This window comes from Escherichia sp. KTE96, assembly GCF_000408525.1.
Taxonomy (GTDB): domain Bacteria; phylum Pseudomonadota; class Gammaproteobacteria; order Enterobacterales; family Enterobacteriaceae; genus Escherichia; species Escherichia marmotae.
The window spans coordinates 1,200,320-1,212,115 of the sequence record NZ_KE137149.1 but is presented as its reverse complement, the minus strand read 5'-3'; the positions used below and the strand labels follow the sequence as shown (position 1 = coordinate 1,212,115).

Genomic DNA, 11,796 nt, shown 5'->3' with positions numbered 1-11,796 from the left:
CACTAATTCTTTCGTTGCTCCAGACGGCGCAGAGAACGCTCACGGCGGCTCTCCTCACGGCTTCTGTCGAGCAAGATTTCTTCGATAAAGGCCAGATGGCGATGCGATGCTTCGCGCGCTTCTTCTGGCTTACCGGCCATAATTGCTTCGAATATGCGAGTGCGGTGACTACTCACCAGCGGCAGCATCTCTCGACGCGAATAGAGCAATTCGAAGTTTTGACGGACATTCTGGGCCAACATCGGCTCCATACACCTTAGCAGATGAAGCAAAACCACATTGTGGGCCGCTTCGGTGACGGCAATCTGATACTGGAGTACGGCGTTTGATTCCGCGTCCAGATCGCCAGACTGCTGCGCCAGCTCTATGGCGTGGTGGAGTTCACGAATGCGTTCCTTGTCTTCATCGGTACTACGCAACGCGGCGTAATAGGCGGCTATGCCTTCCAGGGCGTGTCGTGTTTCGAGCAAGTCGTATTGTGATTCAGGATGGTCGGAGAGCAGCTCCACCAGCGGATCGCTGAAGCTTTGCCAGAGGCTGCTCTGGACAAAAGTGCCGCCACCCTGGCGACGAAGCAACAAGCCCTTCGCTTCGAGACGTTGAATCGCCTCACGCAAGGAGGGACGGGAGACGTCGAACTGTTTCGCCAGTTCGCGTTCCGGTGGGAGTTTTTCACCAGGGCGAAGGGTGCCCTCGAGGATCAAAAACTCCAGTTGCTGCTCAATCACATCGGAAAGTTTTGGTTGGCGGATTTTGCTGTAGGCCATGAGTTCCTGTCTTAAGCCACTTGCCGAAGTCAATTGGTCTTACCAATTTCATGTCTGTGACGCTAAAGTAACAAAGTATTCACCTTATGTCTATACAGGTTTTGATTGAAATCATGAAACTGTGCACATTTTAACAACTTGACATATATAGCGTTTCAAAGTTGTAACTATGCACAAATGTAGGCTTTACGTGAGCAAGGTTTTTTTTAACGATTATTAAACTATAAAAATCCGAATTGAACCGATTCACTTACCAATTTTTCGATTTTTAATTCAATAAAAATGAATTTATATTCTTTGTTATGGGTGGGATTGTTTGAGACTGGTCTTTACAAATGGTTTCTTTTTAGACAACCCATCTTCAACCATGCATAAAGCGGGTGCATTCGCTGCCGCATACCATTATTCTTTATCTGACGGAAGTCTTTTTGTAACAATTCAAACTTCCAAGTTGTAAACAAATTAATACAACAAACGGAATTGCAAACTTACACACGCATCACTGCGTAGATCAAAAAAACAATCACCGCACGAGGTTTCATGATGGAAGGTCAACAGCACGGCGAGCAGCTAAAGCGCGGCCTTAAAAACCGCCATATTCAGCTTATCGCGCTGGGTGGCGCGATAGGGACCGGGCTATTCCTGGGAAGCGCCTCCGTAATACAGTCCGCAGGGCCAGGGATCATTCTGGGTTACGCCATTGCTGGTTTTATCGCCTTTCTGATCATGCGTCAGCTAGGTGAAATGGTGGTCGAAGAACCGGTAGCAGGCTCCTTCAGCCACTTTGCTTATAAATACTGGGGGAGCTTTGCTGGCTTCGCCTCAGGCTGGAACTACTGGGTATTGTACGTATTAGTTGCCATGGCGGAGCTTACTGCCGTCGGCAAATACATTCAGTTCTGGTATCCGGATATCCCAACCTGGGCTTCTGCCGCCGTGTTCTTTGTGGTGATCAACGCCATCAACCTGACCAACGTTAAAGTGTTTGGCGAGATGGAGTTCTGGTTTGCCATTATCAAAGTTATCGCGGTGGTGGCGATGATCATCTTCGGCGGCTGGCTGCTGTTCAGTGGCAACGGCGGTCCGCAAGCGACCGTCCGTAACCTCTGGGAACAGGGCGGATTCCTGCCGCACGGCTTCACCGGGCTGGTGATGATGATGGCGATTATCATGTTCTCGTTTGGTGGTCTGGAGCTAGTGGGGATCACCGCCGCAGAAGCCGATAACCCGGAGCAAAGCATCCCGAAAGCAACCAATCAGGTTATCTACCGCATCCTGATTTTCTACATTGGTTCGTTAGCCGTCCTGCTCTCACTGATGCCGTGGACGCGCGTTACCGCTGATACCAGTCCATTCGTGTTGATCTTCCATGAACTGGGCGACACCTTTGTGGCTAACGCCCTGAATATCGTGGTGTTGACGGCGGCACTTTCCGTGTACAACAGTTGCGTCTACTGCAACAGCCGTATGCTGTTTGGTCTGGCACAACAGGGAAATGCACCGAAAATGCTCGCTTCCGTCGATAAACGCGGCGTACCGGTCAACACCATTCTGGTATCTGCGCTGGTTACGGCATTGTGCGTACTGATTAACTACCTTGCCCCAGAGTCCGCATTCGGACTGTTAATGGCGCTGGTGGTTTCCGCTCTGGTAATCAACTGGGCGATGATAAGTCTTGCGCACATGAAATTCCGTCGTGCCAAACAAGCACAAGGTGTGGCTACCCGCTTCCCTGCCCTGCTCTATCCGCTGGGTAACTGGATCTGCCTGCTGTTTATGGCGGCGGTACTGGTAATTATGCTGATGACGCCGGGGATGGCGATTTCGGTTTACCTGATCCCGATATGGCTGGTGGTGTTAGGCATCGGCTATCTGTTTAAAGAGAAAACCGCAAAAGCAGTAAAAGCGCATTAATCTCTCTACGCCCTCACCCTGTCTGGGTGAGGGCAACAATCTTTACACCAATGTCCCGTAAATCGTCAGTAGCGCAATCACTACCACGACCACAAACGAGGTTTTCTTCGCCATTGAAACTGCTGCTTTCGGTGTCTCCACCTTATCGACATGCGGTTCACGCGCCAGAGAGAACTGCGCCAGACGCGTTAACACCTGATATTGCGAAGTATGGAAATCGGCCAGCGAAGCAAACCAGGCAGGTAACGCTTTCTCACCGTGGCCGATCAAGGCATAAACCACACCCGCAAGGCGAACCGGCACCCAATCCGCGACATGAAGCACTGCATCAATCCCCGACTGTAAACGATGATGCGGCGTCTGGTAACGCGCCAGCCAGTATTGCCATGCGCGCAAAAACGCATACCCCATCAGCGTAACTGGCCCCCAACTTCCCCCCACAATCAACCAGAACAGCGGTGCCAGGTAAAAACGAAAGTTAATCCACAGCAGTGCATTTTGCAGTTCCCGCAAGTATTCACGTTCATCGCAGCCTGCAGGGACGCCGTGAATCATAGTGAGTTCGCCAGCCATTGTGGAACGGGCATGGCTATCATTACGTGAAGCGGCTGCCAGATAAGCATGATAATGAAGACGAACTTTACCTGCGCCAATACACAGCAAACCAATCAGCAGCCACACCAGCAGCGTCGGAACGTTGAACAATAGCCCATGCAACGCGCGCAACAGCAAAAAAGTCACCCCCATCGCAATAATGGTCATACCTAACGTGCGCCCGAGTGAAAAATGTTTCACCCGCCGAAAGAACGCTTCAAGGCGGTGATCAAGCTGCCAGTGCTCGCCCAACTTAAACAGGCGCTCAAAAATTAACACCAGTAAGGTTGTGAATAGCGTCATGTTGTCTCCTTGCTGACCAGCGCGCGAAACCGTGCCCAATCAAATGCAGGACCAGGATCGGTTTTACGATCCGGCGCAATATCGCAATGCCCCGTCATGTTATTAGCAATAGCTGGATAGCGATCAATCAGCGCCCGAGTGACCGCCGCCAGTTGCTGATACTGCGCATCGGTGTAAGCCAGCGTATCGGTGCCTTCCAGCTCAATCCCAATAGAAAAATCATTACAGCGTTCACGACCTTGATACTGAGAGACACCCGCGTGCCAGGCGCGTTTATCGAAAGGAACATACTGGACAATTTCACCATCACGGCGAATCAAACAGTGAGCGGAAACGCGCAAATGAGCTATCTCAGCAAAGAAGGGATGCGCCTGCGGATCAATAGTTCCGGTGAATAATGCGTCGATCCACGGGCCGCCAAACTCACCTGGCGGCAGGCTAATATTGTGCACCACCAGCAGGGTGGGAACTTCGTCATCCGGGCGACAATCGTAATGAGGCGAGGGAACGCGGCGCGCGCCGGTCAGCCACCCCTGTTCTAACAACATGCAGGATCTCCTTATATGTGGTGCTAATATCCGGTTCAGAGTAGCATGTTTCTACCTTATGATTCGTTAGCTATCTGGAGTTTTAACATGCCGCCTCGCCGCTATAACCCTGACACCCGACGTGACGAGCTGCTGGAACGCATTAATCTCGATATACCCGGCGCGGTGGCCCAGGCGCTGCGGGAAGATTTAGGCGGAACAGTCGATGCCAACAATGATATTACGGCAAAACTTTTACCGGAAAATTCTCGCTCTCATGCAACAGTGATCACCCGCGAGAATGGCGTATTTTGCGGCAAACGCTGGGTTGAAGAGGTGTTTATTCAACTGGCTGGTGACGATGTCACCATTATCTGGCATGTGGATGACGGTGATGTCATCAACGCCAATCAACTCCTTTTCGAACTTGAAGGCCCCTCCCGCGTGCTGTTAACGGGTGAACGCACGGCGCTCAATTTTGTACAAACCCTTTCTGGGGTTGCCAGTAAGGTTCGCCACTATGTCAAACTGCTGGAAGGCACCAACACGCAGTTGCTGGATACTCGCAAAACCTTGCCCGGCCTGCGTTCGGCTCTGAAATATGCGGTACTTTGCGGCGGCGGAGCGAATCACCGCCTGGGACTTTCTGACGCCTTCCTGATTAAAGAAAACCATATTATTGCCTCTGGCTCAGTACGTCAGGCGGTCGAAAAAGCGTCCTGGCTGCACCCGGATGCGCCAGTAGAAGTCGAAGTCGAGGATCTGGAAGAACTTGATGAAGCCCTGAAAGCAGGTGCCGATATCATCATGCTGGATAACTTCGAAACAGAACAAATGCGCGAAGCTGTCAAACGTACCAATGGTAAGGCGCTGCTGGAAGTTTCGGGTAACGTCACCGACAAAACTCTGCGCGAATTTGCCGAAACAGGCGTGGACTTTATCTCTGTCGGCGCACTGACCAAACACGTACAGGCACTCGACCTTTCAATGCGTTTTCGCTAATTGCTGACAGATTCATCCGCTCCGTAGCGAGCGGATGAATCTTACCTTCTCCAACTTTCTTCGTAACGCCTCGCAAATATCTTGTCTTTCACTGCAACATAATAAAAAACCTCGGAACCCGCCTTCCCGTTTCGTTTTTTGCCCCTCGCCTGTGCCGATGGCGTTTGCCAAAGTAGCGCCAACGAAATCAAGGAGCGAAACAGATGGACAAACAACGCGGCTTTACACTCATCGAACTAATGGTAGTTATTGGCATTATTGCCATTTTAAGCGCCATTGGTATTCCCGCTTATCAGAACTACCTGCGCAAAGCAGCGCTCACCGACATGCTGCAAACCTTTGTGCCTTACCGCACCGCCGTAGAATTATGCGCACTGGAGCATGGCGGATTAGATACCTGCGACGGCGGCAGTAACGGCATCCCCTCGCCCACCACCACTCGCTATGTCTCTGCTATGAGTGTGGCAAAAGGCGTGGTGTCGCTGACAGGACAAGAGAGCCTCAATGGGTTAAGCGTCATCATGACACCAGGTTGGGATAACGCCAACGGCGTCACCGGCTGGACGCGCAACTGCAATATTCAAAGTGACAGCGCGTTGCAGCAAGCCTGCGAAGATGTCTTCCGCTTTGATGACGCCAACTAAGGAGCGGCAATGAATATTTCACAGCTCACCGCTCTGTGCCTGCGTTACCAGGGCGTCTTGCTGGATGCCAGCGAAGAGGTGGTTCATGTTGCGGTGGTCGATGCGCCCTCACATGAGTTACTTGACGCTTTGCATTTCGCTACTACCAAACGCATTGAGATCACCTGCTGGACGCGCCAGCAGATGGAAGGCCACGCCAGCCGGTCACAACATAGGTTGCCCGTAGCAGCCCCGGAAAAATATCAGCCCAAAACAGAATTGCTGACTCAAACGTTACAATCTGCACTCGAACAACGCGCTTCTGATATTCATATCGAACCAGCGGACAATAGCTACCGCATCCGCTTACGCATCGACGGCGTGTTGCATCCTTTACCAGATGTTCCACTGGATGCCGGAATAGCATTAACCGCCAGATTAAAAGTGCTGGGAAGCCTGGATATTGCGGAACATCGCCTGCCGCAGGATGGGCAATTCACTGTCGAACTGGCGGGTAACACAGTCTCATTTCGCATTGCTACCTTGCCATGTCGGGGCGGTGAAAAAGTGGTATTGCGGCTGTTACAGCAGGTGGACCAGGCGCTGGATGTCAACACGCTGGGAATGCAGCAGTTACAACTGGCGGACTTTGCTCATGCCCTACAGCAACCACAAGGGCTGGTGTTGGTTACCGGTCCTACCGGTAGCGGTAAAACGGTCACACTTTATAGCGCTCTGCAAACGCTGAATACCGCCGATATTAATATTTGCAGCGTCGAAGATCCGGTGGAGATCCCCATCGCAGGGCTTAACCAGACGCAAATCCATCCGCGTGCTGGTCTTACCTTTCAGGGGGTTTTGCGTGCGTTATTACGTCAGGATCCCGATGTCATCATGATCGGAGAGATCCGTGATGGTGAAACGGCAGAAATTGCCATTAAAGCCGCACAAACGGGTCACCTGGTGTTGTCCACGCTACACACCAACTCTACCTGCGAAACACTGGTGCGTTTACAGCAAATGGGTGTTGCCCGCTGGATGCTCTCATCAGCACTCACGCTGGTGGTAGCCCAACGTCTGGTTCGCAAACTTTGCCCGCATTGTCGCCTGCAGCAAGGGGAAGCAATCCGCCTTCCAGGCAATTTATGGTCATCGTCGTTGCCCCGCTGGCAAGCACCTGGTTGTAAACATTGCTACCACGGTTTTTATGGCCGCACGGCCTTATTTGAAGTTCTGCCCATAACACCTGTCATACGCCAGCTCATTTCCGCTAATACCGACGTTGAATCGCTGGAAGCGCACGCCCGACAAACTGGAATGCACACGCTTTTTGAAAACGGCTGCCTGGCCGTGGAACAAGGTTTAACCACCTTTGAAGAGTTAATCCGCGTATTGGGGATGCCACATGGCGAGTAAGCAACTCTGGCGCTGGCATGGCATAACCGGCGACGGCAATGCGCAAGATGGAGTACTGTGGGCAGAGAGCCGTTCTTTGCTACTTATCGCACTACAGCAACAAGCCGTTACCCCACTGCACCTGAAGCGGATATCTATTAATTCAGCCCAGTGGCACGCAGACAAAAGCGCGGAAGTCATTCATCAACTGGCAACATTACTCAAAGCCGGACTAACCCTTTCGGAAGGATTAGCCCTATTGGCAGAGCAACATCCGAGCAGGCAATGGCAGGCGTTATTGCAATCGCTGGCACACGATCTCGAACAGGGTATTACCTTTTCCAATGCCTTATTGCCCTGGTCAGAGGTTTTTCCGCCGCTTTATCAGGCGATGATCCGCACAGGCGAACTGACCGGTAAGCTGGATGAATGCTGCTTTGAACTGGCTCGTCAGCAAAAAGCCCAGCGCCAGTTAGCCGACAAAGTGAAATCAGCATTGCGTTATCCCATTATCATTTTAGCGATGGCGATAACGGTAGTTGTAGCAATGCTGCATTTTGTTCTGCCCGAGTTTGCCGCTATCTATAAAACCTTTAACACCCCGCTACCGACACTTACGCAGGGGATCATGACGCTGGCAGATTTCAGCGGTGAGTGGGGCTGGCTGCTGCTGTTGTTCGGCTTACTGCTGGCAATAGCCAATAAGTTGCTGATGCGCCGCCCGACCTGGCTTATCGTGAGGCAGAAATCGCTGTTACGCATCCCAATTATGGGTTCACTAATGCGGGGACAAAAGCTCACGCAGATCTTTACGATTCTGGCGCTGACACAAAGTGCAGGTATTACTTTTTTGCAAGGGGTAGAGAGCGTCAAAGAGACAATGGGCTGCCCGTACTGGGCACAACTTCTGACACAAATCCAGCACGATATCAGCAACGGTCAGCCCATCTGGCTGGCGTTAAAAAATGCCGGTGAGTTTAGCCCACTCTGTTTGCAGTTAGTGAGAACGGGAGAAGCCTCCGGGTCGCTGGATCTCATGCTGGAGAATCTCGCCCACCATCATCGGGATAACACGTTGGCGCTGGCAGATAATCTTGCTGCTTTACTGGAACCGGCCTTACTGGTCATTACCGGAGGAATTATCGGCACGCTGGTGGTGGCAATGTATTTGCCAATTTTTCATCTGGGCGACGCGATGAGTGGGATGGGGTAACGCTGGCGCAGTGATCCACGCCAGCATTGGGAGATTACAGGTTATTGAAGATGCGGTTTTCTTGTTCCAGTACGCGGATAAACGTGGTGCGCTTGGTCAGTTCTTTCAGGCGAGAAGCCCCAACATATGTACAAGCTGAACGCAGGCCACCCAAAATATCACGCGCCGTGTTTTCAACTGGGCCACGCAGCGGCAGCTTAACGGTTTTACCTTCCGCTGCACGATATTCTGCAACGCCGCCAACGTGACGTTTCATCGCAGACTCGGAGCTCATACCGTAGAACAACATAAATTTTTCGCCGTTCTCTTCGACGATACGACCGCCGCTCTCTTCGTGACCCGCCAGCATACCGCCGAGCATCACGAAATCAGCACCGCCACCAAAGGCTTTAGCTACATCGCCCGGCGTGGTGCAACCGCCATCGCTGACGATCATCCCGCCCAGACCGTGCGCGGCATCAGCACATTCGATTACTGCAGAAAGCTGCGGGTAACCGACGCCCGTCTTGACGCGAGTCGTACAAACAGAACCTGGGCCAATGCCAACTTTAACGATATCGGCACCGGAGAGGATAAGCTCCTCACACATTTCACCTGTCACTACGTTGCCAGCACAAATGGTTTTGGTCGGCCACGCTTCACGCGCTTTCGCAACGAACTGTACGAAGTGCTCGGAATAACCATTCGCCACGTCAATACAAACGAAGTTTAATGCCGGGTTCAGGTCGAGAATCTGTTTAGTTTTTTCGAAATCCGCATCTGACGTGCCGGTAGAAACCATCACATGTTTCAGCACATCAGCGGAAGAATTGTTGATAAACGCTTGCCACTCTTCAACAGAGTAATGTTTATGTACAGCAGTCAGAATATCGAAAGAAGCCAATGCCGTAGCCATGGTAAAAGTGCCTACGGTATCCATATTTGCGGCGATAATCGGCACGCCGGACCAGCTCTGACCTGAATGTTTGAAGGTGAATTGACGTTCCAGTTCAACATCGGAACGGCTTTTAAGAGTGGAGCGTTTAGGACGGATGAGAACGTCTTTAAAACCTAACTTCAGATCTTCTTCAATACGCATGTGCGGATTCCTGGGGTTAATGGCTATAAGGGTAAGAGCACAACTCCAGTGACGCTATCATACGCACTAATCTATGTGGCGCAAGACTGCGAAATTGTCTTTTTTTACGCTACAATCCCATAAATTTACCTGGTAAATAATGGGCGAACGTTTCATTAATCCCGCTTTCGCGTGCTCATTTTTAATGTTTTGATAATCATGATGAATTCCCGGGAATATAAAATATGAGGTATACGGTTGCCTTAACGGGTGGCATTGGCAGTGGCAAGAGTACCGTTGCAAATGCGTTTGCTGACCTCGGAATTAACGTCATTGATGCCGATATTATTGCGCGTCAGGTAGTTGAACCGGGTAGACCTGCACTGCGTGCCATTGCTGAACATTTCGGCGCTGATATGATTGCTGCTGATGGAACATTGCAGCGCCGGGCCTTACGCGAGCGGATCTTCGCCAACCCGGAAGAGAAAAACTGGCTTAATGCCCTGCTACATCCGTTGATTCAGCAGGAGACGCAACATCAGATCCAGCAAGCAACTTCCCCCTATGTACTTTGGGTTGTGCCATTGCTGGTAGAAAACTCGCTGTATAAAAAAGCGAATCGTGTGCTGGTGGTGGATGTCAGCCCAGAAACGCAACTTAAGCGCACCATGCAGCGCGATGATGTTACTCGCGAACATGTCGAACAAATTCTTGCTGCCCAGGCAACGCGCGAAGCCCGCCTTGCCGTGGCAGATGACGTCATTGATAATAACGGCGCACCGGATGCTATTGCATCGGATGTTGCCCGCCTGCACGCAAATTACTTGCAGCTTGCGTCGCAGTTTGTCTCACAGGAAAAACCTTAATGCAGACCCAGGTCCTTTTTGAACATCCACTAAATGAAAAAATGCGTACATGGCTACGCATTGAGTTTTTGATTCAGCAACTCACTGTAAATTTACCCATCGTTGACTACGCTGGCGCTCTGCATTTCTTCCGTAATGTCAGTGACTTGCTGGATGTTTTCGAGCGTGGGGAAGTACGCACCGAATTGTTGAAAGAGCTTGACCGCCAGCAGCGTAAACTCCAGACCTGGATTGACGTGCCAGGCGTGGACCAGAGCCGTATTGAAGCATTAATTCAGCAGTTAAAAGCGGCGGGCAGCGTGCTGATTTCCGCACCGCGTATCGGGCAATTTCTGCGTGAAGATCGTCTGATTGCTTTAGTGCGCCAGCGTCTGAGCATACCCGGCGGTTGTTGTAGCTTTGATTTGCCAACTTTGCATATCTGGCTGCATTTACCCCAGGCGCAGCGCGACAGCCAGGTAGAAACCTGGATTGCCAGCCTGAATCCGCTCACCCAGGCACTTACCATGGTGTTAGATTTAATTCGCCAGTCGGCACCGTTTCGCAAACAAACCAGTCTGAACGGTTTCTATCAGGATAATGGCGAAGACGCTGATCTTCTACGGCTGAATCTGGCCCTTGATTCACAGCTTTATCCGCAAATTTCCGGTCATAAGAGTCGTTTTGCGATTCGTTTTATGCCGCTGGACAGTGAAAATGGTCTGGTGCCAGAGCGCCTGGATTTTGAACTGGCGTGCTGCTAAGGAGTTACGATGTCAGAAACTATTACAGTGAACTGCCCAACTTGCGGGAAAACGGTGGTATGGGGTGAAATCAGCCCGTTTCGGCCATTTTGTTGCAAACGTTGTCAGTTGATCGACCTCGGAGAATGGGCTGCTGAAGAAAAACGCATCCCCAGCAGCGGCGATCTGTCCGAAAGCGATGACTGGAGCGAAGAGCTGAAGTAATTGGGTGTAAGAGGTGAGGCATTGTCGGATGTGGTGTAAACGCCTTATCCGACCTGCAAGATCTTGCATATCAACGGATTACAAAATCCCGCAGGCCTGATAAGACGCGCCTGCGTCGCATCAGGCATCAGGGCAAATGTCGGATGCGGCGTGAACGCCTTATTTGACCTACAGGCGCTTAAGCTTCGCAATTACCGGTTCGTTGGCTGGCGGAAAATCTTCTGCATTGAGGCTGGCCAGCGCCATCCACTCACCAGGTTGCCCTTCTTTCCCCCACGGTTCCCCTTCCCAGCCTTCGACCAGCCAGAACCACAGTGTGATATGCCTGTCAGGGAACTGATATTCCAGCTTTTCAAACAGCGAAAAACGTTGTGGCGTAATCCCGACTTCTTCCTGAAGCTCCCGCACCACCGCCTGTTCTGGCGTTTCGCCCGCTTCAATTTTACCGCCAGGAAACTCCAACTTATTCGCCATGTGCGCATCTGCGGCACGGCGGGTTATAAAGATTTCGTGGTTCTCGTTGCGAATAATACCTACCGCAATTTGCAGTTTTTTCATTGTCTTAAACCTATAAAAAAGGCGCAGATT

At 51.4% G+C, this 11,796-nt stretch carries 14 protein-coding genes; 8 read left to right on the top strand and 6 right to left on the bottom strand.

The window, feature by feature from the left end:
- Positions 1 to 2 precede the first annotated feature (2 nt).
- Entirely contained in the window at positions 3 to 767 is a 765-nt protein-coding gene (pdhR, locus tag A1WG_RS08710) for a pyruvate dehydrogenase complex transcriptional repressor PdhR (RefSeq protein ID WP_000331776.1), read from the bottom strand.
- Positions 768 to 1,307: 540 nt separating this feature from the next.
- Here pdhR and aroP point away from each other — a divergent pair.
- Positions 1,308 to 2,681: an aromatic amino acid transporter AroP gene (gene aroP / locus A1WG_RS08715; protein WP_077633378.1), complete on the top strand. Its 1,374-nt coding sequence runs from the start codon at positions 1,308 to 1,310 to the stop codon at positions 2,679 to 2,681.
- A gap of 42 nt (positions 2,682 to 2,723) precedes the next feature.
- Here the strand turns inward: aroP and ampE are convergent, their stop codons facing one another.
- Positions 2,724 to 3,578 carry a beta-lactamase regulator AmpE gene (gene ampE / locus A1WG_RS08720; protein ID WP_000171988.1) on the bottom strand — a complete coding sequence of 285 codons (855 nt, stop codon included), beginning with the start codon at positions 3,576 to 3,578 and terminating at the stop codon, positions 2,724 to 2,726.
- On the bottom strand, positions 3,575 to 4,126 hold the full coding sequence (ampD, locus tag A1WG_RS08725; protein ID WP_000923708.1) for a 1,6-anhydro-N-acetylmuramyl-L-alanine amidase AmpD: 552 nt from the start codon (positions 4,124 to 4,126) through the stop codon (positions 3,575 to 3,577). The genes ampE and ampD overlap by 4 nt, the downstream gene beginning before the upstream one ends.
- A gap of 87 nt (positions 4,127 to 4,213) precedes the next feature.
- On the opposite strand from ampD, the gene nadC reads away from it, so the two are divergent.
- From nadC to hofC, 4 genes are all read left to right on the top strand, one after another.
- On the top strand, positions 4,214 to 5,107 hold the full coding sequence (gene nadC / locus A1WG_RS08730) for a carboxylating nicotinate-nucleotide diphosphorylase (protein ID WP_001135155.1): 894 nt from the start codon (positions 4,214 to 4,216) through the stop codon (positions 5,105 to 5,107).
- Positions 5,108 to 5,310: 203 nt separating this feature from the next.
- Positions 5,311 to 5,751, top strand: a complete 441-nt coding sequence (gene ppdD, locus A1WG_RS08735; protein WP_000360899.1) for a prepilin peptidase-dependent pilin — start codon at positions 5,311 to 5,313, stop codon at positions 5,749 to 5,751.
- Positions 5,752 to 5,760: 9 nt separating this feature from the next.
- The gene (gene gspE / locus A1WG_RS08740; protein ID WP_001517746.1) at positions 5,761 to 7,146 is read left to right on the top strand and encodes a type II secretion system protein GspE; all 1,386 of its coding nucleotides are present in this window, start codon (positions 5,761 to 5,763) and stop codon (positions 7,144 to 7,146) included.
- On the top strand, positions 7,136 to 8,338 hold the full coding sequence (gene hofC / locus A1WG_RS08745) for a protein transport protein HofC (protein WP_001517745.1): 1,203 nt from the start codon (positions 7,136 to 7,138) through the stop codon (positions 8,336 to 8,338). Before gspE ends, hofC begins: the two co-directional genes overlap by 11 nt.
- Before the next feature lie 34 nt (positions 8,339 to 8,372).
- On the opposite strand, the gene guaC is transcribed toward hofC, so the two are convergent.
- Both guaC and A1WG_RS24880 read right to left on the bottom strand, forming a co-directional pair.
- Positions 8,373 to 9,416: a GMP reductase gene (guaC, locus tag A1WG_RS08750; RefSeq protein ID WP_001217354.1), complete on the bottom strand. Its 1,044-nt coding sequence runs from the start codon at positions 9,414 to 9,416 to the stop codon at positions 8,373 to 8,375.
- Between the two features lie 155 nt (positions 9,417 to 9,571).
- A complete protein-coding gene (locus A1WG_RS24880; protein ID WP_175419238.1) occupies positions 9,572 to 9,616 on the bottom strand; it encodes a hypothetical protein in 45 nt (14 codons plus the stop codon).
- Between the two features lie 24 nt (positions 9,617 to 9,640).
- Between A1WG_RS24880 and coaE the strand changes: the two genes are divergently transcribed.
- From coaE to yacG, 3 genes are read left to right on the top strand one after another with little or no spacing between them, the layout of a single operon-like run.
- A complete protein-coding gene (gene coaE / locus A1WG_RS08755; RefSeq protein WP_001270922.1) occupies positions 9,641 to 10,261 on the top strand; it encodes a dephospho-CoA kinase in 621 nt (206 codons plus the stop codon).
- A complete protein-coding gene (gene zapD / locus A1WG_RS08760; RefSeq protein ID WP_001194740.1) occupies positions 10,261 to 11,004 on the top strand; it encodes a cell division protein ZapD in 744 nt (247 codons plus the stop codon). Before coaE ends, zapD begins: the two co-directional genes overlap by 1 nt.
- A gap of 9 nt (positions 11,005 to 11,013) precedes the next feature.
- Positions 11,014 to 11,208, top strand: a complete 195-nt coding sequence (yacG, locus tag A1WG_RS08765; protein ID WP_000005032.1) for a DNA gyrase inhibitor YacG — start codon at positions 11,014 to 11,016, stop codon at positions 11,206 to 11,208.
- 168 nt (positions 11,209 to 11,376) lie between these two features.
- Here yacG and mutT read toward each other — a convergent pair whose 3' ends face one another.
- On the bottom strand, positions 11,377 to 11,766 hold the full coding sequence (gene mutT, locus A1WG_RS08770; RefSeq protein WP_001517744.1) for an 8-oxo-dGTP diphosphatase MutT: 390 nt from the start codon (positions 11,764 to 11,766) through the stop codon (positions 11,377 to 11,379).
- Positions 11,767 to 11,796 lie beyond the last annotated feature (30 nt).

What these genes read in the sequence shown, in the direction of transcription:
- mutT (WP_001517744.1), bottom strand. Translation starts at nt 11,766, where the DNA reads ATGAAAAAACTGCAAATTGCGGTAGGTATTATTCGCAACGAGAACCAC.
- gspE (WP_001517746.1), top strand. Translation starts at nt 5,761, where the DNA reads ATGAATATTTCACAGCTCACCGCTCTGTGCCTGCGTTACCAGGGCGTC.
- yacG (WP_000005032.1), top strand. Translation starts at nt 11,014, where the DNA reads ATGTCAGAAACTATTACAGTGAACTGCCCAACTTGCGGGAAAACGGTG.
- coaE (WP_001270922.1), top strand. Translation starts at nt 9,641, where the DNA reads ATGAGGTATACGGTTGCCTTAACGGGTGGCATTGGCAGTGGCAAGAGT.
- ppdD (WP_000360899.1), top strand. Translation starts at nt 5,311, where the DNA reads ATGGACAAACAACGCGGCTTTACACTCATCGAACTAATGGTAGTTATT.
- nadC (WP_001135155.1), top strand. Translation starts at nt 4,214, where the DNA reads ATGCCGCCTCGCCGCTATAACCCTGACACCCGACGTGACGAGCTGCTG.
- pdhR (WP_000331776.1), bottom strand. Translation starts at nt 767, where the DNA reads ATGGCCTACAGCAAAATCCGCCAACCAAAACTTTCCGATGTGATTGAG.
- ampE (WP_000171988.1), bottom strand. Translation starts at nt 3,578, where the DNA reads ATGACGCTATTCACAACCTTACTGGTGTTAATTTTTGAGCGCCTGTTT.
- hofC (WP_001517745.1), top strand. Translation starts at nt 7,136, where the DNA reads ATGGCGAGTAAGCAACTCTGGCGCTGGCATGGCATAACCGGCGACGGC.
- guaC (WP_001217354.1), bottom strand. Translation starts at nt 9,416, where the DNA reads ATGCGTATTGAAGAAGATCTGAAGTTAGGTTTTAAAGACGTTCTCATC.
- aroP (WP_077633378.1), top strand. Translation starts at nt 1,308, where the DNA reads ATGATGGAAGGTCAACAGCACGGCGAGCAGCTAAAGCGCGGCCTTAAA.
- ampD (WP_000923708.1), bottom strand. Translation starts at nt 4,126, where the DNA reads ATGTTGTTAGAACAGGGGTGGCTGACCGGCGCGCGCCGCGTTCCCTCG.
- zapD (WP_001194740.1), top strand. Translation starts at nt 10,261, where the DNA reads ATGCAGACCCAGGTCCTTTTTGAACATCCACTAAATGAAAAAATGCGT.